The organism is Acidovorax sp. LjRoot74, assembly GCF_964254355.1.
Lineage (GTDB): Bacteria > Pseudomonadota > Gammaproteobacteria > Burkholderiales > Burkholderiaceae_C > Acidovorax.
In genome coordinates this window covers 1,895,001-1,921,365 of the sequence record NZ_CAXUTI020000001.1, presented here as the reverse complement: position 1 = coordinate 1,921,365, position 26,365 = coordinate 1,895,001, and the positions used below count along the sequence as shown (strand labels likewise).

The 26,365-nt window shown below is 62.6% G+C and carries 24 protein-coding genes and 2 rRNA genes (1 of these 26 running past the window's edge); 6 read left to right on the top strand and 20 right to left on the bottom strand.

Translation table 11 applies throughout. From position 1 onward, the window contains the following. Window positions 1-22: 22 nt before the first annotated feature. From ACSQ3O_RS08780 to ACSQ3O_RS08750, 7 genes are all read right to left on the bottom strand, one after another. Window positions 23-955, bottom strand: a complete 933-nt coding sequence (locus ACSQ3O_RS08780) for an AraC family transcriptional regulator (protein WP_436138551.1) — start codon at window positions 953-955, stop codon at window positions 23-25. Window positions 956-985: 30 nt separating this feature from the next. Next, window positions 986-2,386 (bottom strand): D-arabinitol 4-dehydrogenase, encoded by a 1,401-nt coding sequence (dalD, locus tag ACSQ3O_RS08775; RefSeq protein ID WP_436138550.1) that lies wholly within the window; start codon window positions 2,384-2,386, stop codon window positions 986-988. Window positions 2,387-2,408: 22 nt separating this feature from the next. After that, the gene (locus ACSQ3O_RS08770) at window positions 2,409-3,143 is read right to left on the bottom strand and encodes an SDR family oxidoreductase (protein WP_436138549.1); all 735 of its coding nucleotides are present in this window, start codon (window positions 3,141-3,143) and stop codon (window positions 2,409-2,411) included. Continuing rightward, window positions 3,140-4,183: an ABC transporter ATP-binding protein gene (locus tag ACSQ3O_RS08765; protein ID WP_436138548.1), complete on the bottom strand. Its 1,044-nt coding sequence runs from the start codon at window positions 4,181-4,183 to the stop codon at window positions 3,140-3,142. The genes ACSQ3O_RS08770 and ACSQ3O_RS08765 overlap by 4 nt, the downstream gene beginning before the upstream one ends. A 48-nt stretch (window positions 4,184-4,231) precedes the next feature. Then, window positions 4,232-5,077: a carbohydrate ABC transporter permease gene (locus tag ACSQ3O_RS08760; RefSeq protein WP_137745770.1), complete on the bottom strand. Its 846-nt coding sequence runs from the start codon at window positions 5,075-5,077 to the stop codon at window positions 4,232-4,234. An 18-nt stretch (window positions 5,078-5,095) separates the two neighbouring features. Further along, window positions 5,096-5,959, bottom strand: a complete 864-nt coding sequence (locus ACSQ3O_RS08755) for a carbohydrate ABC transporter permease (RefSeq protein ID WP_137745771.1) — start codon at window positions 5,957-5,959, stop codon at window positions 5,096-5,098. 174 nt (window positions 5,960-6,133) lie between these two features. Next, window positions 6,134-7,465, bottom strand: a complete 1,332-nt coding sequence (locus ACSQ3O_RS08750) for an ABC transporter substrate-binding protein (RefSeq protein ID WP_436138547.1) — start codon at window positions 7,463-7,465, stop codon at window positions 6,134-6,136. Window positions 7,466-7,903: 438 nt separating this feature from the next. On the opposite strand from ACSQ3O_RS08750, the gene ACSQ3O_RS08745 reads away from it, so the two are divergent. Further along, the gene (locus ACSQ3O_RS08745) at window positions 7,904-8,191 is read left to right on the top strand and encodes a DUF4148 domain-containing protein (RefSeq protein WP_298450385.1); all 288 of its coding nucleotides are present in this window, start codon (window positions 7,904-7,906) and stop codon (window positions 8,189-8,191) included. A gap of 92 nt (window positions 8,192-8,283) precedes the next feature. Beyond that, window positions 8,284-8,577, top strand: coding sequence for a DUF4148 domain-containing protein (locus ACSQ3O_RS08740; RefSeq protein ID WP_137745186.1), 294 nt, complete (start codon window positions 8,284-8,286; stop codon window positions 8,575-8,577). 136 nt (window positions 8,578-8,713) lie between these two features. Here ACSQ3O_RS08740 and ACSQ3O_RS08735 read toward each other — a convergent pair whose 3' ends face one another. Beyond that, entirely contained in the window at window positions 8,714-9,226 is a 513-nt protein-coding gene (locus ACSQ3O_RS08735) for an N-acetyltransferase family protein (RefSeq protein WP_436138546.1), read from the bottom strand. Between the two features lie 112 nt (window positions 9,227-9,338). On the opposite strand from ACSQ3O_RS08735, the gene ACSQ3O_RS08730 reads away from it, so the two are divergent. From ACSQ3O_RS08730 to xth, 4 genes are all read left to right on the top strand, one after another. Then, window positions 9,339-10,208 carry a thymidylate synthase gene (locus tag ACSQ3O_RS08730; RefSeq protein ID WP_137745188.1) on the top strand — a complete coding sequence of 290 codons (870 nt, stop codon included), beginning with the start codon at window positions 9,339-9,341 and terminating at the stop codon, window positions 10,206-10,208. A 115-nt stretch (window positions 10,209-10,323) separates the two neighbouring features. Next, entirely contained in the window at window positions 10,324-10,938 is a 615-nt protein-coding gene (locus tag ACSQ3O_RS08725; protein ID WP_436138545.1) for a DUF4337 domain-containing protein, read from the top strand. Between the two features lie 31 nt (window positions 10,939-10,969). After that, window positions 10,970-11,458 (top strand): dihydrofolate reductase, encoded by a 489-nt coding sequence (locus ACSQ3O_RS08720; protein WP_436138544.1) that lies wholly within the window; start codon window positions 10,970-10,972, stop codon window positions 11,456-11,458. Window positions 11,459-11,533: 75 nt separating this feature from the next. Continuing rightward, window positions 11,534-12,310, top strand: a complete 777-nt coding sequence (gene xth, locus ACSQ3O_RS08715) for an exodeoxyribonuclease III (RefSeq protein ID WP_137745191.1) — start codon at window positions 11,534-11,536, stop codon at window positions 12,308-12,310. Window positions 12,311-12,458: 148 nt separating this feature from the next. Here xth and ntrC read toward each other — a convergent pair whose 3' ends face one another. The 12 genes from ntrC to ACSQ3O_RS08655 all read right to left on the bottom strand — a co-directional run. Continuing rightward, window positions 12,459-14,105, bottom strand: a complete 1,647-nt coding sequence (ntrC, locus tag ACSQ3O_RS08710) for a nitrogen regulation protein NR(I) (RefSeq protein ID WP_436138543.1) — start codon at window positions 14,103-14,105, stop codon at window positions 12,459-12,461. A 51-nt stretch (window positions 14,106-14,156) separates the two neighbouring features. Next, window positions 14,157-15,179: a nitrogen regulation protein NR(II) gene (gene glnL / locus ACSQ3O_RS08705; RefSeq protein ID WP_137745198.1), complete on the bottom strand. Its 1,023-nt coding sequence runs from the start codon at window positions 15,177-15,179 to the stop codon at window positions 14,157-14,159. An 85-nt stretch (window positions 15,180-15,264) separates the two neighbouring features. After that, window positions 15,265-15,774, bottom strand: a complete 510-nt coding sequence (locus tag ACSQ3O_RS08700) for a hypothetical protein (protein ID WP_137745193.1) — start codon at window positions 15,772-15,774, stop codon at window positions 15,265-15,267. 212 nt (window positions 15,775-15,986) lie between these two features. Continuing rightward, window positions 15,987-17,402 carry a type I glutamate--ammonia ligase gene (gene glnA, locus ACSQ3O_RS08695; protein WP_063459400.1) on the bottom strand — a complete coding sequence of 472 codons (1,416 nt, stop codon included), beginning with the start codon at window positions 17,400-17,402 and terminating at the stop codon, window positions 15,987-15,989. Between the two features lie 172 nt (window positions 17,403-17,574). Then, entirely contained in the window at window positions 17,575-18,396 is an 822-nt protein-coding gene (locus ACSQ3O_RS08690; protein ID WP_436138542.1) for a competence/damage-inducible protein A, read from the bottom strand. Continuing rightward, a complete protein-coding gene (locus ACSQ3O_RS08685) occupies window positions 18,393-19,337 on the bottom strand; it encodes an EI24 domain-containing protein (RefSeq protein WP_436138541.1) in 945 nt (314 codons plus the stop codon). Before ACSQ3O_RS08685 ends, ACSQ3O_RS08690 begins: the two co-directional genes overlap by 4 nt. Window positions 19,338-19,378: 41 nt before the next feature. Further along, window positions 19,379-20,377 carry a sterol desaturase family protein gene (locus tag ACSQ3O_RS08680; protein ID WP_436141098.1) on the bottom strand — a complete coding sequence of 333 codons (999 nt, stop codon included), beginning with the start codon at window positions 20,375-20,377 and terminating at the stop codon, window positions 19,379-19,381. Window positions 20,378-20,464: 87 nt separating this feature from the next. Further along, window positions 20,465-21,253: a polysaccharide deacetylase family protein gene (locus tag ACSQ3O_RS08675; RefSeq protein ID WP_436138540.1), complete on the bottom strand. Its 789-nt coding sequence runs from the start codon at window positions 21,251-21,253 to the stop codon at window positions 20,465-20,467. Window positions 21,254-21,291: 38 nt separating this feature from the next. Then, on the bottom strand, window positions 21,292-22,275 hold the full coding sequence (locus tag ACSQ3O_RS08670; protein WP_436138539.1) for a beta-propeller fold lactonase family protein: 984 nt from the start codon (window positions 22,273-22,275) through the stop codon (window positions 21,292-21,294). 335 nt (window positions 22,276-22,610) lie between these two features. Further along, complete coding sequence (locus ACSQ3O_RS08665) at window positions 22,611-23,369, bottom strand: 16S rRNA pseudouridine(516) synthase (RefSeq protein WP_436138538.1); 759 nt, start codon at window positions 23,367-23,369, stop codon at window positions 22,611-22,613. Window positions 23,370-23,483: 114 nt separating this feature from the next. After that, window positions 23,484-23,596: ribosomal RNA gene (rrf, locus tag ACSQ3O_RS08660) — 5S ribosomal RNA — on the bottom strand. Window positions 23,597-23,741: 145 nt separating this feature from the next. Continuing rightward, a 23S ribosomal RNA gene (locus tag ACSQ3O_RS08655) occupies window positions 23,742-26,365 on the bottom strand; it runs 255 nt beyond the window's last position.

Here is a 26,365-nt window from a genome sequence, read left to right as displayed (position 1 = left end):
CCACACAAGGCGCTGCGGGGCCTCACACCTTGCCAAACCTCCCCGCACCCTGCTTGCGGAACTCGCTGGGCGTCATGCCCTTGATGTCCAGAAAGCGGCGGTTGAAGTTGGCCATGTTGTTGAAACCCACGTCGTACGCGATGTGGGTGATGTAGCGGTCGGACTCCATGAGCAGCTGGCAGGCACGGTTCACGCGCACCAGGTTCACGAAGTCGGTGAAGGTATTGCCGGTGGCGCGCCGGAAGAAGCGCGAGAAGCGGCTTTCCGTCATGCCCAGCTCCTGGGCCAGGTCGGCGGCGGCCAGCGGCTCGGCCAGGTGGTCGGTGATGCGGCTCACGATGGCGTTGATCTGGTCCAGTTGCGCATCGTTGTCCTCGCTTTGCAGCTGCGTGCTCGATAGCAGGCGAAAGTCGGTGCAGCCCGCCAGGTCGCTCAGGAATTCGCAGAACGCGCCGAACCGGGCCAGGCCCTGGCGCGCCTTGATGCGGTGCCAGTGCTCCTGCGCCTGCGATTCCATGCCGAAGAACTCGATGCCGTGGCGCGCGCGCTCCAGCAGGGGCAGCACCTCGCGCAGCTCGGGGATGCTCTCGCTGCTGGCCACCAGCGGCGCGTGCGAGAACTGGATCACCAGGTCGCGCAGCGGCACGCCGCCTTCGGGCAGGTCCATGCTGATCCAGTTGTGCGGCAGGCGCGGGCCGGTCAGCACCAGGTGGCCGGGCTGGAACTGCCCGATCCAGTCGCCCACGAACACCTTGCCCGAGGTGGCCGTGATGAGATGCAACTCGTACTCGTCGTGGTAATGCCAGCGCGCCAGCGGCGTGGGAAAGCCATGCGAGAGGCAGCGGATGAAGCCCGCCGTGTCCGGCGACTCGTAGCCCAGCTCGGGCGAGCGCACATAGTCGTGCTCCAGCTCAGGCTTGGTCTGGCGCGGGGCGGTGGGCGTTTTCACGGTCATGGCTGTGCGTGGGTCGAAGTTACACCAGCATCAGGCGCTCGTCCGCTGCGCCACAAAGGCCACCACGCGGGCGTAGGCTTTGCGCAGGGCGTTCACCAGCTGGGGGTGGCTTGCCATTTCGCCCCACAGGGTCGTGTCTGCCGCATAGGCCGCCACCGGGTCAGGCGCGTCGCAGATGGCATGGGCCATGGCCGGGTCCATGGCCTGGTCCTGGTAGGTGTAGGGAATCTGCCCTGCGTGCCAGCGTTGCAGGTAGGCCAGGAACAGCGCAGGCAGCATGGCCACGCTGTCAAACGATGCATTGCGCGCCAGCTTGTCACGGATGGTGGGTGCGATCATGCCGGGGATCTTGGAGAACGCGTCCATGGCCACACGCTGGTTGGTGTCTGCGATGGCGGGGTTGCCGAAGCGGTCCAGCACCACGTCGCGGTAACGTTCCAGATCGATGGGGCACGGCAGCAGCACGGGGATCGCATCGTCGGTCACGTAGTCGTAGGCCATCTGGCGGATGGCCGCATCGTGCGTGCCTTCGTGGATGTACTGGTAGCCCGCCAGCGTGCCCGCCCAGGCAATGCAGCTGTGAGTGGCGTTGAGCAGGCGGATCTTGGCCTCTTCGTGCGCCTGCACCGATTGCACCATCTCCACGCCCACCGTCTCCCACGCGGGGCGGCCGGCGATGAAGTCGTCTTCGATGACCCACTGGATGAAGCTCTCGCCCATGAGCGCTGCCTTGTCGTCCCAGCCGGTGGCGGCGCGCACGCGCTCGGCTACATCGGGTGTGGGGCGCGGGGTGATGCGGTCCACCATGGCATTGGGGCTGCGGGTGTGCTCCACCACCCAGGCCCTCAACTCCTGGTCGCCCAGGGCGTCGATGAACTGCAGCAGGCCGCCACGCGACCGCTCGCCGTTATGGCGCAGGTTGTCGCAGTTCATCAGCGTGACGGGGCCTGCGCCCGAGCGCATGCGTGCGCGCAGGATGCTCACCAGGCCGCCGTAGATGGTGTGGCCCGCCTGGCCGGCCTTCACGGCTGCAAGGTCGGCGCGCAGGTCGGCGAAGGTGGCCCAGTCGAGCTCGTTGCGCGCGTCCAGGTAGTAGCCCGCTTCAGTGACCGTGAACGAGATGATGCGCGTGGCCGGATCTGAACCCATGGCGATGAGCGGGGCCAGGTCATCCTGATAGGGAATCACGCGCTGAATGGACTCGATGACGGTGTAGCTGCGCTCGCCCTGGGGCGTGACCGTCTCCAGCGTGTAGCGCCCACCCTGCGCTTGCAGTGCGGCGATGGTCTCGGCCATGTCGGGGCGCAGGTTGCCGCCCGCGATGGCCCAGTCGCGGTCATCGGTGGTGCCCTGTTGGCGCATTGCGTGGACATAGACGGCCTGGTGCGCGCGATGAAACGAGCCCAGGCCCAGGTGCAGGATGAAATTCATGGTGCGTGAAGACAACAGGGTTCTAGAGGTCGAAATTCGTCGGCATCATCACGACGTCGCGGATGGTCATGCCGCGTGGGCGGGTGAGCATGAAGAGCACCACGTCGGCCACTTCGGACGCCTCGATGAGGCTGCCGCTGGCCTTGGCCTCGGCGAGCTTTTCCGCAGGCCAGTCGGCCAGCAGCGAGGTGATGACGGGCCCGGGCGAGATGGAGCCCACGCGGATGCCGTGCTTGAACACCTGGCGGCGCACGGTCTGCACGAAGCAGTTGACCGCCCACTTGGACGAGGCGTAGACCGGTTCCCACGGCGTGGGGAAGTGCGCGGCCAGCGAGCTGGTGACGATGATGTCGCCCCGGCCGCGCTCGATCATGTGGGGCAGCACGCTGTGCACGTTCTTCATCACCACGTTGACGTTCAGGTTGAGCATGCGGTCGATGGCGTCGGGGTCGGCATCCACCAGGTCTCCGCCCACGTACAGCCCCGCATTGGCGTGGAAGATGTCGAGCTGCCCAGCGAGCGCCAGCGTACGCTGCAGCAAGCTGGCGCACTGCCTGGCATCGAGCAGATCCAGCACCAGCGGCGAGGCGTTCGCGCCGATGGCTGCGCAGGCTTTGCCCAGCGCGGCCTCGTCGCGGTCGATCAGCACCACGCGCGCGCCCGCATCGGCCATGGCCTTGGCGCTGGCGAACCCGATGCCCGAAGCTGCGCCGGTGACGGCCGCCACATGCCCTTGCAGATCTTGTGCCGCGCTCATGCTGCGTGGCCCGCCACGACGCGGCCGGCGGTATCGAACCAGTGGGCCTCGGAGGCATCGATGTCCAGGCTCACCGCGTCGCCCGCGCGCAGCCCCGTGCGGTCGTTCTGGCGCGAGACGAACTGCGCGCCGCCGGACGTGGTCACGTAGATCAGCGTTTCGGCGCCCAGCGCCTCGATCAAGTCCACCTGGCCCGTGACCGGTGTCGCGCCCGTACCGCGCACAGCGATGTTCTCGGGCCGCAGGCCGATGGCCCCGCCCGCCGCGCCCGCCGGGGCTTGCTGCTGCACGGGTTGCGGCAGCTTCTGCAGGGGCACCACGTTCATCTGCGGCGTGCCGATGAACTGGGCCACGAACTGGTTGGCGGGCTGGTCGTACAGCTCCAGGGGCGTGCCCACCTGCTCGATGATGCCGTCGCGCAGCACCACCACGCGGTCGGCCAGGGTCATGGCCTCCACCTGGTCGTGCGTCACGTAGATGGTGGTGGCGCCCAGGTCGCGGTGCAGCTTGGCGATCTCCACCCGCGTCTGGCCGCGCAGCGCCGCGTCGAGGTTGGACAGCGGCTCGTCGAACAGGAACACCTTGGGTGCACGCACGATGGCGCGGCCGATGGCCACGCGCTGGCGCTGCCCGCCCGACAGCTCCTTGGGCGTGCGCTGCAGGTACTGCGTGAGGTTGAGGATGCGCGCGGCGTTCTGCACCTTCTCATCGATCACCTCTTTGTCCACCTTGGCGAGCTTGAGTGCGAAGCTCATGTTCTCGTACACGCTCATGTGTGGGTACAGCGCGTAGCTCTGGAACACCATGGCCAGGTCGCGCTTGCTCGACGGCTGGTCGGTGATGTCGCGGCCGTCGAGCATGAGCGAGCCGCCGTCGATGCCTTCGAGCCCCGCGATCAGCCGCAGCAGCGTGGATTTGCCGCAGCCCGAGGGGCCGACGAAGACGATGAACTCGCCCTGCTGGATGGTGAGGTCGATGCCCTTGATGGCGCGGTGCTCGCCGAAGAATTTTTCGATGCCGCGCAGTTGAAGGTAGGCCATGGAATCGGGTTCCTGAAATCTTGAAAACTGGGAGATGAGCGCTGCGCTTTACTTGACCGCGCCGAACGTGAGACCTTGAACGAGCTGCTTCTGGCTAAACCAGCCGAACACCACGATGGGCGCAATCGCCATCAGCGAGGCTGCCGACAACTTGGCCCAGAACAAACCTTCAGGGCTGGAGTACGAGGCGATCAGCGTGGCCAGCGTGCCGGCCTTGGCGGCGCTCAGGTTCAGGCTCCAGAAGGCCTCGTTCCACGAAAGCACCAGGCACAGGAGCCCGGTGGATGCGAGGCCCCCCATGCCCAGGGGCAGCAGCACCAGGCGCACCTCCTGCCACAGCGTGGCGCCGTCCATGCGCGCAGCCTCCAGGATCTCGTGCGGGATGTCCTTGAAGTGCGAATACAGCATCCAGACCATGATGGGCAGGTTGGACAGCGCGAACACGATGATCAGCGCGAGCTGCGTGTCGAGCAGGTGGCTCTTTTGCGCCAGCACGTAAATGGGCACCAGCGCGCCCACGGCGGGCATCATCTTGGTCGAGAGCATCCACATGAGGATGTCCTTGGTGTACTTGCCCTTGAAGAAGGCCATGGCGTAGGCCGCAGGGGCGGCCAGCATCAGGCCCAGCACGGTGGACAGCACGCTGGTGATGACCGAGTTCTTGGCGTACAGCAGGTAGTCGCTGCGCTCCTGCACCTCATGGAAATTCTCCAGCGTGGGCGTGAAGACGAACAGCGGCGGCACGGCAATGGCCTGCAGCTCGGTCTTGAAGGCCGTGAGGAACAGCCACCCCAGCGGGAAGAACAGCAGCAGGGCCACGCCCCAGGCGGCTGCGGTGCGCAGCGCGAGCAGACCGAGCGGAAAGTTGGATCGGCGTCGAGTTGTGGTTGTCATGATCGTTGCCCCTGGGTCTTACTTGTCGAGGTTCTTGCCGACCATGCGGATCAGGAACACGGCCGCGATGTTGGCCAGCACCACCGCGAACAGCGCTCCGGCCGAGGCCACGCCTGCGTCGAAGTTGAGCAGCGCCTGCTTGAAGATCAGGAAGGTGACGTTGGTGCTCGCATCGCCGGGGCCACCGGCGGTGGTCGTGTAGATCTCGGCAAAGATGCTGAGCAGGAAGATGAGTTCGATCATGACCACCACGGCCACCGAGCGGCCCAGGTGGGGCACGTACAGGTAGCGCAGCTGCTGCAGGTAGTTGGCGCCGTCCATGCGCGACGCTTCCAGCTGCTCGTGGTTCATGCTCTGCAGCGCGGTCATGAAGATCAGCGTGGCGAAGGGCAGCCACTGCCACGACACCATGACGATGACCGAGAACAGCGGGTGGTCGGTGAGCCAGTCCACCGGCGCCGCGCCGAAGAACATCCACACCTGCGCGAGCACGCCGTAGATGGGGTTCATCATCATGTTCTTCCACATCAGTGCATTCACCGTGGGCATGACGAAGAACGGCGAGATCAGCAGCACCCGCACGATGCCCCGGCCCGGAAACGGCTCGTTGATGAGCAGCGCTATCGCCACGCCCAGCACCACGGTGATGAGGATCACACTGCCGAGCAGCAAGATGGTGTTGACCACCGCCGTACCGAACGATGGGTCGGTGACGAAGAATTCGAAATTCTCCAGACCCGCAAAACCCGACTGGTCGGGCTGCATCAGGTTGTAGCGGATGAGCGAGAAATAGATCGTCATCACCAGCGGCACGATCATCCACAGGAAGAGCGTGGCCATGGCTGGCGTGAGCAGCAAGCGGGGGAGCAGGCGGCGGTTCATGGAGAGTCTCGGGGAATCCGGCTGTGCCAGAGGAAGTTAAAACCAGCGGCGCAATAGGCGTTCAGTCGGCGTAGCGAGCGGGCTGAGGCGGGGTCGCTGTACCGCAGCCGTACGTCTGTACGGCGAGGAACACCGGCCCCGGATCGGCCCGCGCAGTAGCCGAATGAATGCCTATTACTTGTAGTAGCCGGCCTTCTTCATTTCGCGGTCGGCCGACACCTGCGATGCCTTCAGCGCCGCATCCACCGTCGTCTTGCCCGCCAGCGCAGCGCTCATCTGCTGCCCCACGGCGATGCCGATGGCCTGGAACTCAGGGATGGCCGCGAACTGCACGCCCACGTACGGGCTCTTGGGCAGGGTCGAATCGGTCGGGTTGGCCGAGTCGATGGCGACCTTCTCGGCGGCGGCAAAGCGCGCGGCCTTCTGGAACTCGGGCGATGCGTAAGTGCTCTTGCGCGTGCCGGTGGGCACGTTGGCCCAGCCGTTGGTCTTGGCCACGAGCTGCACGTACTCCTTGCTGGTGGACCAGGTGATGAACTTCTGCGCGGCATCCACCTTCTTCGAGCCGGCGGGGATGGCCAGGTTCCAGGACCACAGCCAGTTGGCGCCCTTGGGGGTGTTCATGGTGGGTGCCTGGGCAAAGGCCATCTGGTCGGCGACCTTGGACTGCTTGGGATCGCTCACGAACGATGCGGCGATGGTCGCATCGATCCACATGCCGCACTTGCCGGAGTTGGTCAGCGCCAGGATCTCGTTGAAGCTGTTGGCCGACGAACCGGGAGGGCCGTAGTTCTTGAGCAGGTCCACGTAGAAGGTGATCGCGTCCTTCCAGGGCTTGGATTCGAGCTGCGGCTTCCACTGCATGTCGAACCACTGGCCGCCGAAGGTGTTGACCAGCGTGGACAGGAAGGCCATGTTGTCGCCCCAGCCCGGCTTGCCGCGCAGGCAGATGCCGTACACGCCGTTCTTGGGGTCGTGGATCTTGGCGGCCAGGTCCTTGATCTGCGGCCAGGTGGGGCGCTCGGGCACCTGCACGCCGGCCTTGTCGGCCAGGTCCTTGCGGTACATGAGCATCGAGCTTTCGCCGTAGAACGGCGCGGCAAACAGCTTGCCGTCGATGGACAGGCCGTTGCGCACGGCGGGCAGCAGGTCGTCCACGTCGTAGGCGGCGTCAGTCTTCAACTCCTGCAGCCAGCCCTTCTTGCCCCAGATGGGCGCTTCGTACATGCCGATGGTCATCACGTCGAACTGGCCGCCCTTGGTGGCGATATCGGTCGTGACGCGCTGGCGCAGCACGCCTTCTTCGAGCGTGACCCACTTGAGCTTGATGTCGGGATTGGCCTGCTCGAAGTTCTTGCTGAGCTTTTGCATCTCGATCATGTGGCCGTTGTTCACGGTGGCAATCACGAGTTCGGTCTGCGCGTGCGCAGCGGCGCCGCACAGCGATGCCGCCAGGGCGGCAACGCCCAGGGCCAGGCGGGTGTGTGGACGGGTGGAACGGGGCATCGGAACGTCTCCTGCGTAGTTGGTATGGATCTGCCATTCAACGCCGGTCGGATCGCGGCATTGATGGCCTGAACGATACCGATGCTCTGATGCTCAGTTGATACTTTGAAAAGCCTTACACATACTAATTTTCGCCAGAATCTCAGGATTTATACCTAGATACATCAACTGGGTATGTGCATTGTGTGCCTGGGATGCCTGCCATGGCCCGGCGGTGCGCTCGCAAATTTCGGCACAGGTGCGCGCCCCATGTGCGCCAACTGTTTCCAATACTGGAACAGTCAGTTCGCGACCCGGTGGTTTTTCCCTGAACACCATCGGCGTACAGTTCAACCCATCGATGAGCCGAACCCGCAAGGCGACTCACCGAACCCGGTTCAGGAATGGTTTTTTGGCCCGGCTTTTTTGAGACGCTTTTTAACTTCAAGGATTTTCATCATGAACAACACCGCACGTTTCCTCTCCATTGCCGCTGTCGCTGCTTTCGCCTCTTTCGGCGCCCACGCTGACGAAGCCGATGCTTCGCAATTCGCCACCAAGTTCGAAACGAACCGCACCCGCGCTGAAGTGGCTGCCGAAGCCGCCACTGTGGCCCAGACCCGCAGCATTGAGCCTGCTGGTTCCCGCGTCGTGACCTACAAGAGCACCGCTGATCGCGCTGCTGTGCGTGCCCAGGCTGCTGAAGCTGTGCGCACTGGCCAGATCTCTTACGGCGAGCGTGGTTGATTGATCAGCGCTTGATTCGCTGAATCCACCGCTCTTCCTGTTTCGTATTGCCTAGTACATCCCTCTTTTTTGAATTTCATCGGAGTTTCACCATGAACAAGACCGCTCGCATCATCTCCATCGCTGCTGTGGCTGCTTTCTCTGCTTTCGGCGCCCACGCTGACGAAGCCGATGGCTCGCAGTTCGCTCTGAAGTTCGACACCAACCGCACCCGTGCTGAAGTGGCTGCTGAAGCCGCTACTGTGGCCCAGACCCGCTCCATCGAACCCGCAGGTTCGCGTGTGGTGACCTACAAGTCCACGGCCGACCGCGCTGCGGTGCGTGCCCAGGCTGCTGAAGCCCTGCGCACGGGTCAGATCCCTTCGGGCGAATTCAGCGCCATGTAATCGGTTGACGCAGTTGCGGGCCTTCCCATGGTGGTGGCACGCCGCGTTGGCGGGGTGTTGCTGCCATGGGGAGTGTTTTTCCCCTGACTCCCTGAAAGGGCTCCTGTGTGGGAGCCCTTTTCACATTTGAAAAAGCTCAGGCCACCAGCGTCTTGAACATCACGTGGGCATCGACATAGCCCAGTGTGTGGTGCCTGAAAGCCCCGGGCAGCGTGCCCACGACCGCAAAGCCCAGGTGCTGCCACAGCCGCACGGCGCGCACGTTGCTGGCCACCACCAGGTTGAATTGCATGGCCCGAAAGCCCATGGCCACGGCCTGTTGCTGGGAGTGATTGCACATCAACGAGGCCACGCCCTGCCCCTGCGCGGCCGGCGCCACCACATAGCCACAGTTGCACACATGGGCGCCCAGCCCCACCTGGTTGGGCTTGATGAAGTACGTGCCAAAAATTTCCTCACCTGCGCCCACGGCGACAAAGGTAGCCGCAGGCAGCTCTACCCAAGTTTTGTGGATCTCGGCCTCGCTGCTGTCAGGGGCAAAGGCATACGTGTCGCCCGCCTGGAAGGTGGTGCGCAGGATGGGCCATACGGCGGGCCAGTCGGCGGCTTCGAAAGGCCGGATGGTGAAGGGAGTAGCAGAAGTTGTCATGGCAGGTGCAAGAGAGGGAAGGCAGGTCCCGCATTCTCCCGCTCCGCATAAAATCCGCCGTCGGCAACGGCCACCCCTTGATGGCGGCGCCCCACTCTGAGTGATCCATCCCATGACCCAGCCTTCTGCCGCCCCGGCAGCCTCTGCCCTGCCCGCCCGCCCCGTGCGCTCCCAGTACGAAGACTTCATGCGCCATGTGTTCACCCACGGCGTGGACAAGTCAGACCGCACCGGCACCGGCACCAAGAGCGTGTTCGGCCACCAGATGCGGTTTGACCTGAAGGAAGGTTTTCCGCTGGTCACGACCAAGAAGGTGCACCTCAAATCCATCATCCAGGAGCTGCTGTGGTTCCTGACTGGCTCCAGCAACAACAACTGGCTGAAAGAGCGCGGTGTGACCATCTGGGACGAATGGGCGCGCGAGGACGGCGACCTGGGCCCCGTGTATGGCGTGCAGTGGCGCAGCTGGCCCACGCCGGATGGCGGGCACATCGACCAGATCAGCGACGTCATCCAAACCCTCAAGACCAACCCCGACTCGCGCCGCATCATCGTGAGCGCCTGGAACGTGGCCGAGCTGCACAAGATGGCGCTGATGCCCTGCCACGCGTTTTTTCAGTTCTACGTGGCCCCAGCGCAAGAGCCTGGCGGACGCGGCACGCTGAGCTGCCAGCTGTACCAGCGCAGCGCCGACATCTTCCTGGGTGTGCCCTTCAACATCGCCAGCTACGCGCTGCTGACCCACATGGTGGCGCAGCAGTGCGACTTGGATGTGGGCGACTTCATCTGGACCGGCGGCGATTGTCATATTTACAGCAACCACCACGAACAGGTGCAGACGCAGCTGGCGCGCACGCCCTATCCCTACCCTGTGCTGAACATCAAGCGCAAGCCAGACAGCATCTTCGACTACCAGTTCGAAGACTTTGAAGTGGTGGACTACCAGTGCCACCCCGCCATCAAGGCCCCCGTGGCGGTGTAGCCTCGACCCGCACCCGCCCCAACCGCAGCCACTGGCAACAACCTGTTGCCGCAGGCCCGCGCCAGAGCGCTGGCCCGGCGTCCATCCATCCACCACAACCACCCCACGCTTACCCATGTCTTCCGGCGGATTTCACGTACACGGCCCCCACGACCACGCAGTCGAGCATGCCACCCATGGCCAACATGACGACCACTCCAGCAGCCACGGCCAGGAGAGCAATGGCTCGTCCATGAACAAGATCGCGATGTTCACGGCCATCGTGGCCACGGTGGGCGCCATCTTTTCCTACATGGGCGGCGCCACGCAGGCCAATGCAGGCCTGATGAAGAACGACGCGGCCATCAAGAAGACCGAGGCCTCCAACCAGTGGAATTACTTCCAGTCCAAGAGCACCAAACAAAGCCTGGCCGAGCTGGCGCGTGACCTGACCCCGGCCGAGACCGAAAAGGCCAAGTACCAGGGCAAGATCGACCGCTACGAAAAAGAAAAGAACGAGATCAAGGCCGTAGCCGAAAAGCTGGAGGCCGATGCCCACGCCTTCGACCAGAAAAGCGAAGCCCAGATGCACCAGCACCACCGTTGGGCCCAGGCCACCACCGCGCTGCAGGTGGCGATTGCGCTGGCCGCGATTGCGCTGCTGACCAAGAAGAAGTGGCTGGAATACGGCATGTACGGCGTGGCCGCCGTGGGCCTGGGCGTGGGTGCACTCGCCGCCCTGCACATCTGACCGGATCACCCCCCCCAAAGCACTGCGCCCCATGCCCCTGCACCTCATCTACGCCCGCGCCGCCAATGGCGTCATCGGCCGGGACAACCAGCTCCCCTGGCACCTGGCCGAAGACATGGCGCATTTCAAGCAGCTCACCCAGGGCTGCCCGGTAGTCATGGGCCGCAAGACCTGGGACTCGCTGCCCCCGCGTTTTCGCCCCCTGCCCGGCCGCACCAACATCGTGGTGACGCGCCAGGCGGGCTGGCAGGCCGAGGGCGCGCACCGCGCGGGCAGCCTGGCCGAGGCCCTGGCACAGTGCGACGCAGGCCAGACGGTGTGGGTGATTGGCGGCGCACAGATCTACGCCGAAGCCCTGCCCCTGGCTGACCGCCTGGAAGTGACCGAGATCGAGCAGCCGTTCGATGGCGATGCCTATGCCCCCACGCTGGGCCCGGAGTGGGCAGAATCGGCCCGCAGCCGCCATGTGGGCAGCAACGGCTTGCCCTTCAGCTTTGTGACCTACGTGCGTGCGGCCTGAGCGCTGCCACCCTTTTTACTCACTTATTGATAGCTGATAGCGCTTGATGGACGGGCGCAGAAGGCCAAAAAACCCATGCAAATAGCCACTTGGAACGTGAACTCCCTGTCGGTGCGCCTGCCCCAGGTGCTGGCCTGGCTGGCCGCCAACCCGGTCGATGCGCTGTGCCTGCAGGAGCTCAAGCTCACCGACGACAAGTTTCCGCACGAGGCGCTGAAAGAGGCGGGCTACGAAGCCGCCGCCTTTGGCCAGAAGACCTACAACGGCGTGGCCATCCTGAGCCGCCACCCGCTGCGCGACGTGGTGCGCAACATCCCCGGGTTTGGCGACGAGCAGGCCCGCGTCATCGCGGCCACGCTGGACACGCCTGCGGGCCCGCTGCGCCTGCTCAATGGCTATTTCGTCAACGGCCAGGAGCCGGGCTCAGAAAAGTTTGCCTACAAGATGCGCTGGCTGCAGGCGCTGCAGGACATGGTGCGCGCCGAGATGGCCGCGCACCCGCGCCTGGTGCTGGTAGGCGACTTCAACGTGGCGCCGGAAGATCGCGACTCTTACGACCCTGACGGCCTGCGCGAAACCATCCACCACACCACCGAAGAGCGCAACCATTTCCAGGCCCTGCTGGCGCTGGGGCTGACGGATGCGTTCCGTATGTTCGACCAGCCCGAAAAGAGCTTCTCATGGTGGGACTACCGCATGCTGGGCTTCCAGAAGAACCGGGGCCTGCGCATCGACCACATCCTGGTCAGCGATGCCCTCAAGCCCACGGTGACCGCCTGCGTGGTGGACCGCGCCCCGCGCAAGAACCCGCAGCCCAGCGACCACACCCCCGTGGTCGTGACCCTGGGTTGATTTGCTACTGAATCAATAGCAAATAAGGCAATAGGGTCGCGCGCAAACGGCCTTTTTTCCTTGATTTTTTGTAGTACCAAAGCCCAAGGGCCCCTGGCAGCTTGCCGCTGCCAGGGGCCCTTTCGTATCTAGCTGCTAGGCTACACGCTCAGGCCTCGTCGGGTGCGTCCAGCCCCAGCTCCTGGATCTTGCGCGTGATGGTGTTGCGCCCGATGCCCAGGCGCTGCGCGGCCTCCATGCGGCGCCCGTGGGTGGCCACCAAGGCGGTGCGGATCAGACGCGACTCAAAGCGCCGGGTGAGCGCATCCCACACTTCGGGCTGGCCGCCTGCGAGCAGTTTTTGCGCCTCAGTTTCCAGGGCCTGTTCCCAGCTGAAGGCAGTGGCAACCGGAGCCGCCGCAGCGGTGTCGGCGGACCAGGACGGCACGGCGGCAGGCATTGGCGCCGGCACGGGGGCCGCGGGGTGCAGCCCTCCCACCATGTCGGCCGGGGGCTGCGGCGCGGCGGGGGCCTGCGCCACAGGCACCACAGCGGCCAGCGGCGCCACGGGCATGGAGGTGACCGTGGCCGCCGCAGGTTCTGCGCCCGGCGTGGCACGCACGGGCGGCTGGTAGACCGGGGCTTCCAGCACCTCGGGCGGCAGGTCTTGCAGCGAGATCACCTGTGCAGGCGCCATCACCGTGAGCCAGTGGCAGATGTTCTCCAGCTGGCGCACGTTGCCAGGGAAGGCGAACTGCTCCAGCCGCGCCAGCGCCGAGTCGGCAATGCGCTTGGGCTCCACGCCCAGCTGCCGCGCGCTTTGCTGCAGGAAGTGGCGCGTGAGCATGGGCACGTCCTCGTGCCGCTCGCGCAGCGCGGGCAGGCGCAGGCGGATCACATTGAGGCGGTGGAACAAGTCCTCGCGGAAACCGCCTTCCTTGACGCGCTGCTCCAGGTTCTGGTGCGTGGCGGCAATCACGCGCACATGGGCCTTGACGGCCGCGTGACCGCCCACGCGGTAGAACTGGCCGTCCGACAGCACGCGCAGCAGGCGCGTCTGCAGGTCAAACGGCATATCGCCAATTTCGTCGAGGAACAGCGTGCCGCCCTCGGCCTGCTCGAAACGGCCGCGCCGCTGGGTCTGTGCGCCGGTGAAGGCCCCGCGCTCGTGCCCAAAGAGTTCGCTCTCCAGCAGGTCCTTGGGGATGGCTGCGGTGTTGATGGCCACAAAGGGGCCGTCTGCCACGGGCGAGTGCTTGTGCAGCGCGCGCGCCACCAGCTCCTTGCCCGAGCCCGACTCGCCGGTGATGAGCACCGTGACCTGGCTTTGCGACAGCCGCCCGATGGCGCGGAACACGTCCTGCATGGCGGGCGCCTGGCCCAGCATTTCGGGGGTTGCCGTCTGGCGCTCTTCGGTGACTTCTTCGCGCTGGCTTTCTTCGACCGCCCGGCGGATCAGCTCCACCGCCTTGGGCAGGTCAAACGGCTTGGGCAGGTATTCGAACGCGCCGCGCTGAAAGGCCGACACCGCGCTGTCGAGGTCGGAGTACGCCGTCATGATGATGACGGGCAGGCCGGGCTGCAGCTCGCGCACCTTCTCCAGCAGTTGCAGGCCCGAGCCCCCGGGCATGCGGATGTCGCTCACCAGGACCTGGGGGCCCTGGCGGGCGGGGTCGCCTGCCGTGATGTCGGCCAGCGCGTCCAGCACTTCGCGGGGGTGCGTGAAGCTGCGCGTGGGCAGGTTCTCGCGGGCCAGCGCCTTTTCCAGGACGAAGCGGATCGAGGGGTCGTCATCTACTATCCAGATCGGCTTCATATGTTTTTCTAACCTTCCCTGTGGTTGCGTGTCAGGGACCGTCGTGCGCTGTCAAGGCAAGGGGATCAGGATGCGGAAGTCGGTGCGACCCGGTACGCTGTCGCATTCGATCAACCCGTGGTGGCGCTGCACGAAGGTTTGCGCCAACGTCAGCCCCAGCCCTGATCCGCCGTCCCGCCCCGACACCAGTGGATAAAAAATCCGTTCCTTGATGGCGTCGGGTACGCCCGGTCCGTTGTCGATGACATGCAATTCCAGTGCCAGCCGGTAGCGCTGGCGACCGAACGTGACCTGGCGGGCCACACGGGTGCGCAGCGTGATCACCGCATCGCCCGCCGCAATGCGGTCGGTGAGCGCCTGGGCGCCGTTTTGCACGATGTTCAGCAGCGCCTGGATAAGCTGCGCGCGGTCGCCCCGGAACTCGGGGATGGAGGTGTCGTAGTCGCGCTGGACCTTGAGGCCCTGCGGGTATTCAACCAGCACGAGCGAACGCACACGCTCGCACACCTCGTGGATGTTCACGTCGCCCACCAAGTGCGGGTGGCGGTGCGGCGCCAGCAGCCGGTCCACCAGGCTCTGCAGGCGGTCGGCCTCGTGGATGATGACCTGGGTGTATTCCGTCAGTTCGCGGTTGTCCAGCTCCATCTCCAGCAGCTGCGCCGCGCCTCGGATGCCGCCCAGCGGGTTCTTGATCTCGTGGGCCAGGTTGCGGATCAGTTCCTTGTTGGCCTGGGCCTGGTCGCGCAGGCGCTCTTCGCGGTCCTGGCGGGCCTGCTGCTCCAGCGGCCACAGCTCTACCAGGATTTCGCCCACCTGCTCGGCATCGGCCACGTTGACATGCACAGGCACGGGCTCCTGGTGCAGGCGCTTCAGGCTGGCCTCGTAGCGCAGCGCGGCAAAGTCCTTGCCCCGGGCGCCTGCCAGGGCGGTCTGCAGCAAGGCAGGGTCGGTGAAGAAGGTGGAGAAGTCCGCGCCCTCCAGGGTGCGGCGCGACAGGCCCAGGGTGTTTTCGAGGGCGGCGTTGGCAAACTGCACGGCGCCATCGGCACGCAGCACCGCCACCAGGGTGGACATCAGGTCCAGCGAATGAAAACGCCCGGTGTCGGTGCCGGGCAGTTCAGGGGATGAAGGGACACTCACACGCAGGGGTGGTTGTTGGTTAGTTGGCGGGCGCTGGCAGGCGGGCGATCTCGCGCTTGATGCCTGCGATGTCACTTTCGCTGCGGGCCACGCTGGCCTTGAGTTCGGCCGTGCGCTCCGTGTAGCGCTGGGGGTTGCGCAGGTCGAGCGCGTTGCGCTCGGGGGCCCCGTTGTTGTATTCCTTGACGAGGTCGGCGTGGCGTGTTTCGGCCTTGCGCAGCTCGGACTCCAGGATGGCGCGGGCGTCGGAATCACGGGCCTTCTGGTCGTTGCTGCTGACCTTGGGGGCCGATGGGGGCGACGTGGCCGCCCCGCCGCCAGAGGAAGAAGACGCTGGCGCTGGCCCTGCCGCAGGCCGGCTGCCCTGCACCACGGTGACATTGCCCCCTTCTACCAGCCTGCAGCCGCGCTCCTTGGCCTGGGTGGCGTTGTTCGTGTATTCGTTGCCGCAGCGGTAGATGCGGTCTTGGGCCCAGGCGGCAAAAGGCGTGGAGGCAATGAGGAGCAGGGTGAAGAGCGTTTTTTTCATTCAGGATCCTCGCACGGACATGCAGGAGAGAAAGGAGTATCCACCAATCGCCACACATCGCCAATCGAGCAAGGGCAGACCTGGGAAGGGCTTTGACTAAAGATGCAACACATGCACACGGGGTTCCATCACGGCATGTAAACATGCCTTCCGCCCATGAAAAAAGGCGGCTTGCGCCGCCTTTTTCTGAGCAATGGTCTGCAGGCAGACGATTACAGCGAGTAGTACATGTCGTACTCGACAGGGTGCACGGCCATGCGGAAGCGGGTCACTTCGTTCATCTTCAGATCGATGTAGGCGTCGATCATGCTGTCGGTGAACACGCCACCCTTGGTCAGGAACGCGCGGTCCTTGTCCAAGTGCTCCAGGGCCTGGTCCAGGCTGTGGCACACGGTAGGCACCAGCTTGTCTTCTTCTGGGGGCAGGTGGTACAGGTCCTTCGTGGCGGCTTCGCCGGGATGGATCTTGTTTTCCACGCCGTCCAGACCCGCCATCAGCAGGGCAGCAAAGCCCAGGTAGGGGTTCATCAGTGGATCGGGGAAGCGGGCTTCCACGCGACGGCCCTTGGGGTTGGCCACGTAGGGGATGCGGATCGATGCAGAACGGTTCTTGGCCGAGTAGGCCAGCTTCACCGGGGCTTCGAAGTGAGGCACCAGGCGCTTGTAGCTGTTGGTACCGGGGTTGGTGATGGCATTCAGAGCACGGGCGTGCTTGATGATGCCGCCGATGTAGTACAGCGCGAAGTCCGACAGACCGGCATAGCCGTCGCCTGCGAACAGGTTCTTGCCGTCCTTCCAGACGGACTGGTGCACGTGCATGCCGGAGCCGTTGTCGCCATGGTAAGGCTTGGGCATGAACGTGGCGGTCTTGCCGTAGGCGTTGGCCACGTTGTGGATCACGTACTTTTGCAGGATGGTCCAGTCAGCGCGCTCGACCAGCGTGCTGAAACGGGTGCCGATTTCGTTCTGGCCAGCGCCCGCCACTTCGTGGTGGAACACTTCGACAGGGATGCCCAGAGATTCGAGGATCAGGGACATCTCGGCGCGCATGTCTTGCGTGCTATCAACCGGAGGCACGGGGAAGTAGCCGCCCTTGACGGTGGGGCGGTGGCCACGGTTGCCACCTTCGAGCTTGGCGCCCGTGTTCCAGGGAGCTTCGTACTCTTCGATTTCGTAGAAGGTGTGGTTGGGTTCGGTGCTCCAGCGCACGCCGTCGAAGATGAAGAATTCTGGCTCGGGACCGAAGTAGGCGGTGTCGCCCAGGCCGGAGGCCTTCAGGTAGGCTTCAGCGCGCTTGGCGATGGAGCGGGGGTCGCGGTCATAGGCCTTGCCGTCGGTGGGCTCGATCACGTCGCAGGTCAGGATCAGCGTCGTTTCTTCAAAGAAAGGATCGATGTTGGCCGTGCTGGGATCGGGGATCAGCTGCATGTCGGAGGCTTCAATGCCCTTCCAGCCGGCAATCGACGAACCGTCGAAGGCGTGGCCCGAAATGAACTTGTCTTCGTCGAAGTGAGAGACGGGCACCGTGGTGTGCTGTTGTTTGCCACGGGTGTCGGTGAAACGAAAGTCAATGAACTTGACTTCGTTTTCCTTCACCATCTTCATCACGTCTGCAACGGTCTTGGCCATCAGGTTCTCCTGGGTAAAGCGCTTGTTGAAAAAAGATTTTGCCGAAATAAAAGCAGTTTGCGTGCCAGCCGAGTGCACTACCGCACTATGAAGGAGCGCCGCAGACTACGGGTTGGCACGGCATCCGCCAAAAAGCACCAAAACAGTGCAATCCATAGATCAAGCCTGAGCGTCACAGGTTGCGCACCAATTCGGGGCCGCAATTTGCACCAAAATCGTGCAAACCTTTTTTCAGCTCCTGCCATGCGGCAGGAACCAATGGTGCGGGCCCTTTGACGCCCAGCTCGATGTGCCGCCCGTATTGTGGATGATCCACACTGGGCAGACTGAACACCCGCACCTGCGGGTGCATTTTTTCGATGCGTTCCATGAGAGGCGTCAACGCAGCCTCCATGGCGCCATACACCACGACTGACTGCTCGGTCTGGGGGGTGCGATTGAAGTGCGCCGCATAGTGCTGGTCCAGCACCCCTTCGATCATGGGCCAGGCCATGACGGGAAAGCCCGGCACAAAATGCACCGCCCCGCCCCCGGCCCCATCGCAGCTGAAGCCCGGAATCTTGTTGTAGGGGTTGGAAATGATGCGGGCCCCTGCCGGAAACACCCCCATGTTGAGCCTGTGGATGTTGTCGGGCCGGTCAGCCTCGTAGGGCACGCCTTGCTCGCGTGCAACGTCCTGCATGCGTTCGCGAATCAGTGCCTCGGCCTCGGGGCGCAGCACCAGTTCACGCTCCAGGGCGCGGGCGGCACACTGGCGTGTGTGGTCGTCGGGCGTGGCGCCAATGCCGCCACACGAGAACACCACGTCGCCCGATGCAAAGGCGCGCTGCAGAGTCGCCGTGATGCGGTCGGGGCTGTCGCCCACATAGTCCGCATAGGCCAGCGACAGGCCCCGCGCCGACAAAAGCTCGATCACCTTGGGCATGTGCTTGTCGGCGCGCTTGCCCGAGAGGATTTCGTCGCCCACGATGATGAGGCCGAAGGTGGGTGTCATGGTGCTGGGTTTTCGTTGGACGGGGAAGATGGAGCAGGCAAGGACGCTGCAGCGGGCGCTGCTGGCAGGGCCGGTGCTGCCGCCGCAGCGGGAGGCCCGGCGGCATCCACCACCCCGGCGGGGGCGGAGACCGGTGCCTGCCCGGCAGATTCGGCCCGCAAGCGCTGTAGCGCCGCCAGGCCATAGTGGGTGAACCAGAGCGACGAAAACGCGAACACCAGGGTGTAGATCCAGATGGCCAGTGGCACCAGGATGAAAAACGCAGCCGCAAACACCACCCCGGAGGCCCACACAATGCTGGGCGCCGCTCCCAGGTAGCCCGTGACGATGCCAATGCCCAGCAGGCTGCTGCGGTGGCGGCGGAAGATCTCCTGCCGCTCTTCCTTACTGGCGTGGTCGGCCAGCGCGTCAAACACCATCACCCGGTAGGTCAGCCAGCCCCAGATCAGAGGCGGCAGGATGAGCACCAGCGGCGGCACAAGCCACAGCGGAACAGACACCACCAAGGCAACCAGCGCCAGCAGGGTCGAGCCCACCGACCAAGCCACGCTGGCGATGAAGGAGCCGCCCTTCTTGCGCTCCAGATCGGGGAACCGCCGCTCTGCCACCAAGGCCACCAAGGCAGGCGTCATGAGCACCGCCACGGCGAGCAGCGACACCACCACCAGCACGGGCGCCACGGCCAGCACTACCATCAGAGGGGCCATCACGGCGGTGACATCCCCCAACCCCCAGCCCTGCAGCCAGCTCCAGACGCTGGCCAGCAGCGTGGAGGCATCCAGCATCGCGCGCATACCCTGAACTGCTGCATCCCAATAGAAATAGCCCAACCCCAGTGCCAGGGCCACCATCAGCAGCAGGGGCAGAACCGACAGGGCCACCACACGTGGCCGCAGGCAGTAGGCGGCCGCGCGCCAGAAAGAATCAAGCAGAAGTCCCATGTCGGCAAGCATACCTTGGGTGCCTATGACAGGAAGACGAATCAGGCTTTGCCGAACAACCTCAGCACGCCCCGCCACTGCTGGGACCAGAATCCCTGGCCGTAGTCGCGCAGCTGACCCTGGGCATCGGGTTCGACCTGGTCTCGCACACCGGTAGGGTCAAAGCGCCACTCGAAGTTGGCCGTGCGCATCAGCATGTCCCACCAGGGCAGCAACACGCCGAAGTTGTGCCCACCCAGCACCACGCGGTGCGTCCCAGCGGAGGCATCGGCGGGTTTGATCGTCTCATGGCCAATGCCAATGCTGTGGTGCAGGCGGTGAAAACGCGGGCTGATCCACAGGCGCTCCCCCCAGCGACCAAACCACAGGCGCACATTGGCGTGCTGAAAACTCTCGCTGAGCTGCGTGATGGCCACGATGGCAATGAACTGCCCGGGGGCCACACCGATCGCCTGGGCAACGACCACCAGAATCGTGTCCCGTAGCAGGTCATCGAGCAGGTGGTTACGGTTGTCGCTCCACATGGTCATCTGCTGCTGCGCGTGGTGCAGGGAGTGCAGGCGCCACCACCATTCAAAGTGGTGCTGGCCCCGGTGGATCCAGTAGTCCACAAAATCGAACACCACCAGGTACAGCAGCAAGCTCACCCAGGGGATGTCGGTGATGCCCGGCCAGAGGCCATCGAGCTGGAAGGTACTCACCCCAGCCACGCGCAAGGCGCCAAACAGGGAATCGGCCAGCGGGTCCACCGTGAAGAACAGCGCCAGACGAAACACACCCAGCCGGTGGATCAGCGTGTAGAGGATGTCGGTGCGGATGGTGGCACGGTTGGTCACGGGCTCCACCGGCCACAGGCGCTGCATGGGGCCGATCACCGCCACGATCACCAGCAGCTGCAGCAGCCCCACCAGCAGCCAGCCTGCGGCCTCATAGCCCGTCTCCAGCACGCTGCTCAGGCCCAGCCAGAACATCAGCGGCTGCAGCACGCTCTCGAACAGCCACTGCTGCACACCATCGAACCAACTGCCCAGCGATCCCATCACATCACGCTCCCTTGCCTGCGGCTTGGCGGGCCACCAGGCAGAACCCTGCCCCGCCCCCTGTGCAGCCAACCACCGTCTTGTCCATCAGCGCCCCACCCCATACACGGGGTGCTCCCGCAGGGTGCGAAAGCAAAAGCCCTGCTCCTTGAGACCCACAATCAACGGCTCCAGCACGGCCGGTGCCCAGGGGTCTTTGCGCGACCAAATTCCCAAGTGAGCCAGCAAAATATCGCCGCTGCGTACGTCGCGCAGGGCCTTGCGCAGCAGGGCCACATTGCTGGCGCTCTCGCTGGGCAACTCATCGCCGAGGAAACCTGCAGGCGACCAGCCAACATGCGCAAAGCCGCAGGCCTGTGCGCTGGCAAGGAGCTGCGGAGATGTTTTGCCCCCCGGGGCGCGGAACAGGGGCAGTGGCGTCCTACCCGTCACCACCTTCAGGCGATCGGCAGAGCGGCGAATCTCTGCGCAGTATTCGGCAGCCGACAGCTGAAAGTTCTGCCCTTCCCTGGGACCTGCAGAAGGACGCACACGGAACACGGGGGCCTGCGGAGTGCCCACATCGGCACGCCAGTAGGTGTGGTCCCAGGTATGCGAGGCGAACTCGTGGCCTTCTGCCGCACGGGCACGCCACCAGGGAGCCCAGTGCTTACCCAGGCTGCCATCGCCTTCCTTGGTCCGCTCGTTGGCAGCAAAAAAAGTCACGCGCACCTGGTGCCGGTTCAGCACGTCGGCCACCAGCGGGGCGACCTCCATGTGCCCGGTATCGAATGTCAGGTAGAGGGGTTTTTTGCAATCATTTGGGGCGTTTGCGCCTGCTGGGTGGGCGCAAATAGCTATAAATAGTATAGCAATAGGCCGCCAGGGCCTGGGCATGCAACACAGCTTGGCGCCCATTGCCCTCACCCGCCCCTTCAGCGCGGCGCGTGGTGCAGTGTCCAGACGCCGTGGGGCGATTTGCCCACCGTCACCTGCCGCACGACCTTCTTGGTCTCTGTATCGACCACGGACAGCTTGCGGGCCCAGCGCGAACTGACATAAATGAACCGCCCGTCGGCGGACACGTCCATGCAGTCCGGCCCGCCCGGCACAGGATAGGACTCCACCACCTGGTAAGTCGTCATATCGATCTTGCTGATGGAGTTGGCCACCCGATTGCTCACATAGAGGTGGCGTCCATCCCCTGCGGCACGGAATGCATGGGCGCCGTTACCAGTTTTGATCTTATTGATGCTCACCGGCTCGCGCCCCGAGACGTCAAACACTTCAACACTGTCACTCCCAGTCAACCCCACAAACAGGCGTTTGTCGTCTGGGCTGCCATACACATCCGCAGGCATGGCGCCTGTCTTGATGCGCCATTTGATGGTCTGCGTGGCAAGGTCCATGGCCACCAGCTCATCACTGTCCTGCATGGTGGAATACACCGTGGTGCTGCGGCTGTCGATCCACAGGTGGCTGGGCGTGCGTGACGTAGCAACACGTTGCACAAGCGTCAAGTCCTTGCCATCCCAGCGGTAGAAATCCACGTGGTTCAGCCGGTTGGCAGCGGTGACGAACCACTTCATATCGGGACTGAAGCGCAGGTGGTAGGGGTCCACAATGCCCCGCACCGTGCGCTGTACCTGCGCCGTGCGAGGATCGATGAACGTCAGCGTATCGCCCAGCGCATTGGCCACGATGACCGATTTTTCGTCGGGCGTCAGGTACAGATGGTGCGGCTCTTTGCCCGTAGGAATCCGGGTCGTTTCCGTCCAGGTCGCAGGGTCAATGACACTGACATTGGCCTCCAGCGAATTCAGAACAAACAGGGGTGGCTCAGCAGCCCCCGCAGCACCAATGGACAGCCATAGCCCGCAAAGGGCAACACATGTACGTGCAATCGAAAAAATCTTCACAGAACCACTTTCAACACAGCCGCTGAGTGTAGCGCTCTACCCGCCCGCCCCTGGTTATTGCTGAACGAACATCGTGGATGGGGCAGAAACATTGATCCAGGTCATGCGCCTACCCGGAGACAGGTGCAGCAGCGCTGACGCGGCCGAGCGCCGAGAATAATCTTCCGAACCGAGCCGAGAGAATATGGGGCGAATCTGAATAGGCCTCAGTGACGAATGGCCATGACTGTTACGAGCATTAATTTGCTTGCGAAACCGCAAACCAGAGCCACTGGTGTCCTTGCTGAGTTGATTCGTGAAGGGCTCAACCTTGAGCACCGTCGGCCACGCTGCCTTCAGTCGCTCTGCGTCAGCAACCGCAGCTCGTCTGCATCCAGCCAGCGCCAGTCACCGGGAGCCAGGTCAAGAGGCAAATCCATGCCCCCAATTCGGGCACGGTGCAGTCCTTCGACCCGATTGCCCACCGCAGCCAACATGCGCTTGACTTGGTGGTATTTGCCTTCCGTCAAGGTCAGATCCAGCCGGTGACTACCCTCCACCACACAGTCCGCCGCGCGAACCGGCTTGGGGTCGTCGTCCAGCACGACCCCTGCGAGCAATCGGGATACCTGAGTCTCATCCACCGGGTGCTTCGTTGTGACTTGGTACACCTTGGGGACATGCTTCTTGGGCGAACTCATTCGGTGAATGAACTGCCCGTCGTCGCTCAGCAACAACATGCCCGTTGTGTCCTGGTCTAACCGGCCCACGGCCTGAACTCCTTGCACCGCACTCTTTGTTGGCCGCTGGCGCAAGGGCGCGGGCAACAAGGTGTAGATGCTGGGATAGGTGGATGGCTTCTGGGAGCACTCTGTACCAGCTGGCTTGTGCAACAACACGTAGGCCTTGGCATGGTAGGGCCAGTCAATGCCCTGGACCCGCAAGAGCAGCCCTTCGGGGTCATAGTCGGCCGTCGCATCGGTGCAGGTGCGGTACTCGTAACCGCCCGCATTCACTGCCGGCTCACGCACGGACACCCAGCCTTGCTGCACCAATCCAACGCAGACACGGCGTGTGCCAAACCCTTGGGAATACAAAATCTCTTGTAGTTGCATGGCAAAAGCAAAGTGAATCAGCGGAGCATTATTAAAGTAGTCCTATAACTCCGCATCCCCAAAGCAAACCGCCCTTCTACTCGGTCGAGTAGAAGGGCGGTTTGGGCTGTAAGAGCCTGACGATGACCTACTTTCACACGGGAACCCGCACTATCATCGGCGCAAAGTCGTTTCACTGTCCTGTTCGGGATGGGAAGGAGTGGTACCAACTTGCTATGGTCATCAGGCATAACTTGGTGCTGGGCTGTTCGTGTGAACAGCCTGGCGAATTCATAGAGTCTGGAATCAGATTTTGTGTCTTTTGACTGCGTCTAACTTGGCATAACAGACTTTGAGCTTCACGCTGGAGAGCGTGTTGGCTATCAAAGTTATAGGGTCAAGCCGCACGAGCAATTAGTATCAGTTAGCTTAACGCATTACTGCGCTTCCACACCTGACCTATCAACGTCCTGGTCTTGAACGACTCTTTAGGGGGCTCAAGGCCCCGGCAGATCTCATCTTGAAACGAGTTTCCCGCTTAGATGCTTTCAGCGGTTATCTCTTCCACACTTAGCTACTCGGCAATGCCACTGGCGTGACAACCGATACACCAGAGGTGTGTCCACTCCGGTCCTCTCGTACTAGGAGCAGGCTTCCTCAAATCTGCAGCGCCCACGGAAGATAGGGACCAAACTGTCTCACGACGTTTTAAACCCAGCTCACGTACCTCTTTAAATGGCGAACAGCCATACCCTTGGGACCGGCTACAGCCCCAGGATGAGATGAGCCGACATCGAGGTGCCAAACACCGCCGTCGATATGAACTCTTGGGCGGTATCAGCCTGTTATCCCCAGAGTACCTTTTATCCGTTGAGCGATGGCCCTTCCATACAGAACCACCGGATCACTATGTCCTGCTTTCGCATCTGCTCGACTTGTCAGTCTCGCAGTTAAGCACGCTTATGCCATTGCACTATCGTCACGATGTCCGACCGTAACTAGCGTACCTTCGAACTCCTCCGTTACGCTTTGGGAGGAGACCGCCCCAGTCAAACTGCCTACCATGCACTGTCCCCGATCCAGATAATGGACCTAGGTTAGAACCTCAAACACACCAGGGTGGTATTTCAACGTTGGCTCCATGAGATCTAGCGACCTCACTTCAAAGCCTCCCACCTATCCTACACAGATCTGTTCAAAGTCCAATACAAAGCTACAGTAAAGGTTCATGGGGTCTTTCCGTCTTTCCGCGGGGAGATTGCATCATCACAAACATTTCAACTTCGCTGAGTCTCAGGAGGAGACAGTGTGGCCATCGTTACGCCATTCGTGCAGGTCGGAACTTACCCGACAAGGAATTTCGCTACCTTAGGACCGTTATAGTTACGGCCGCCGTTTACTGGGACTTCAATCAAGAGCTTGCACCCCATCATTTAATCTTCCAGCACCGGGCAGGCGTCACACCCTATACGTCCACTTTCGTGTTTGCAGAGTGCTGTGTTTTTATTAAACAGTCGCAGCCACCGATTTTTTGCAACCCCGTTGGGCTCCCTCTGTACGAGTTCACCTACTTGGGGCATACCTTCTCCCGAAGTTACGGTATCAATTTGCCGAGTTCCTTCTCCTGAGTTCTCTCAAGCGCCTTAGAATACTCATCTCGCGCACCAGTGTCGGTTTGCGGTACGGTCGTCAATAGCTGAAGCTTAGTGGCTTTTCCTGGAAGCAGGGTATCACTCACTTCGTCTGCAAGCAGACTCGTTATCACCCCTCATCTAAGCCCGGCGGATTTGCCTACCAGGCACGACTACAGGCTTGAACCAACATATCCAACAGTTGGCTGAGCTAACCTTCTCCGTCCCCACATCGCACTATTGATCGGTACAGGAATATTGACCTGTTTCCCATCAGCTACGCATCTCTGCCTCGCCTTAGGGGCCGACTCACTCTACGCCGATGAACGTTGCGTAGAAAACCTTGCGCTTACGGCGAGGGGGCTTTTCACCCCCTTTAACGCTACTCATGTCAGCATTCGCACTTCTGATACCTCCAGCATCCGTTACCAGACACCTTCACAGGCCTACAGAACGCTCTCCTACCACTTGCAATAAATTGCAAATCCGCAGCTTCGGTAACTGGCTTAGCCCCGTTACATCTTCCGCGCAGGACGACTCGATCAGTGAGCTATTACGCTTTCTTTAAATGATGGCTGCTTCTAAGCCAACATCCTGACTGTTTTAGCCTTCCCACTTCGTTTCCCACTTAGCCAATTTTAGGGACCTTAGCTGGCGGTCTGGGTTGTTTCCCTCTTGAGTCCGGACGTTAGCACCCGGTGCTCTGTCTCCCAAGCTGTACTCTGCGGTATTCGGAGTTTGCATAGGTTTGGTAAGTCGCCATGACCCCCTAGCCTAAACAGTGCTCTACCCCCGCAGGTAATACTTGAGGCACTACCTAAATAGTTTTCGGAGAGAACCAGCTATTTCCAAGTTTGTTTAGCCTTTCACCCCTATCCACAGCTCATCCCCTAGTTTTGCAACACTAGTGGGTTCGGACCTCCAGTACCTGTTACGGCACCTTCATCCTGGCCATGGATAGATCACTTGGTTTCGGGTCTACACCCAGCGACTGATTCGCCCTATTCGGACTCGATTTCTCTACGGCTTCCCTATTCGGTTAACCTTGCCACTGAATGTAAGTCGCTGACCCATTATACAAAAGGTACGCAGTCACCCTTGCGGGCTCCTACTTTTTGTAAGCATGCGGTTTCAGGATCTATTTCACTCCCCTCCCGGGGTTCTTTTCGCCTTTCCCTCACGGTACTGGTTCACTATCGGTCGATTACGAGTATTTAGCCTTGGAGGATGGTCCCCCCATATTCAGACAGGATTTCTCGTGTCCCGCCCTACTTTTCTCTAACTTAGTACCACACGTCTGTTTTCGCATACAGGGCTATCACCTGCTATGGCCGGGCTTTCCATCCCGTTTTGCTAACAGTCGTGCTATCACTAGAAGGCTCTTCC

Coding starts and splice junctions, on each gene's coding strand:
- ACSQ3O_RS08780 (WP_436138551.1), bottom strand. CDS start 955: ATGACCGTGAAAACGCCCACCGCCCCGCGCCAGACCAAGCCTGAGCTG.
- glnL (WP_137745198.1), bottom strand. CDS start 15,179: ATGTCCACCCTGGTGGCGGTGCTGCGTGCCGATGGCGCCGTGCAGTTT.
- ACSQ3O_RS08685 (WP_436138541.1), bottom strand. CDS start 19,337: ATGGGACTTCTGCTTGATTCTTTCTGGCGCGCGGCCGCCTACTGCCTG.
- ACSQ3O_RS08735 (WP_436138546.1), bottom strand. CDS start 9,226: ATGACAACTTCTGCTACTCCCTTCACCATCCGGCCTTTCGAAGCCGCC.
- dalD (WP_436138550.1), bottom strand. CDS start 2,386: ATGAATTTCATCCTGCACCTGGGCCTGGGCTCGTTTCATCGCGCGCAC.
- ACSQ3O_RS08680 (WP_436141098.1), bottom strand. CDS start 20,377: ATGGGATCGCTGGGCAGTTGGTTCGATGGTGTGCAGCAGTGGCTGTTC.
- xth (WP_137745191.1), top strand. CDS start 11,534: ATGCAAATAGCCACTTGGAACGTGAACTCCCTGTCGGTGCGCCTGCCC.
- ACSQ3O_RS08740 (WP_137745186.1), top strand. CDS start 8,284: ATGAACAAGACCGCTCGCATCATCTCCATCGCTGCTGTGGCTGCTTTC.
- ACSQ3O_RS08720 (WP_436138544.1), top strand. CDS start 10,970: ATGCCCCTGCACCTCATCTACGCCCGCGCCGCCAATGGCGTCATCGGC.
- ACSQ3O_RS08665 (WP_436138538.1), bottom strand. CDS start 23,369: ATGCAACTACAAGAGATTTTGTATTCCCAAGGGTTTGGCACACGCCGT.
- ntrC (WP_436138543.1), bottom strand. CDS start 14,105: ATGAAGCCGATCTGGATAGTAGATGACGACCCCTCGATCCGCTTCGTC.
- glnA (WP_063459400.1), bottom strand. CDS start 17,402: ATGGCCAAGACCGTTGCAGACGTGATGAAGATGGTGAAGGAAAACGAA.
- ACSQ3O_RS08750 (WP_436138547.1), bottom strand. CDS start 7,465: ATGCCCCGTTCCACCCGTCCACACACCCGCCTGGCCCTGGGCGTTGCC.
- ACSQ3O_RS08700 (WP_137745193.1), bottom strand. CDS start 15,774: ATGAAAAAAACGCTCTTCACCCTGCTCCTCATTGCCTCCACGCCTTTT.
- ACSQ3O_RS08730 (WP_137745188.1), top strand. CDS start 9,339: ATGACCCAGCCTTCTGCCGCCCCGGCAGCCTCTGCCCTGCCCGCCCGC.
- ACSQ3O_RS08725 (WP_436138545.1), top strand. CDS start 10,324: ATGTCTTCCGGCGGATTTCACGTACACGGCCCCCACGACCACGCAGTC.
- ACSQ3O_RS08675 (WP_436138540.1), bottom strand. CDS start 21,253: ATGCCCAGGCCCTGGCGGCCTATTGCTATACTATTTATAGCTATTTGC.
- ACSQ3O_RS08760 (WP_137745770.1), bottom strand. CDS start 5,077: ATGACAACCACAACTCGACGCCGATCCAACTTTCCGCTCGGTCTGCTC.
- ACSQ3O_RS08765 (WP_436138548.1), bottom strand. CDS start 4,183: ATGGCCTACCTTCAACTGCGCGGCATCGAAAAATTCTTCGGCGAGCAC.
- ACSQ3O_RS08770 (WP_436138549.1), bottom strand. CDS start 3,143: ATGAGCGCGGCACAAGATCTGCAAGGGCATGTGGCGGCCGTCACCGGC.
- ACSQ3O_RS08690 (WP_436138542.1), bottom strand. CDS start 18,396: ATGACACCCACCTTCGGCCTCATCATCGTGGGCGACGAAATCCTCTCG.
- ACSQ3O_RS08745 (WP_298450385.1), top strand. CDS start 7,904: ATGAACAACACCGCACGTTTCCTCTCCATTGCCGCTGTCGCTGCTTTC.
- ACSQ3O_RS08755 (WP_137745771.1), bottom strand. CDS start 5,959: ATGAACCGCCGCCTGCTCCCCCGCTTGCTGCTCACGCCAGCCATGGCC.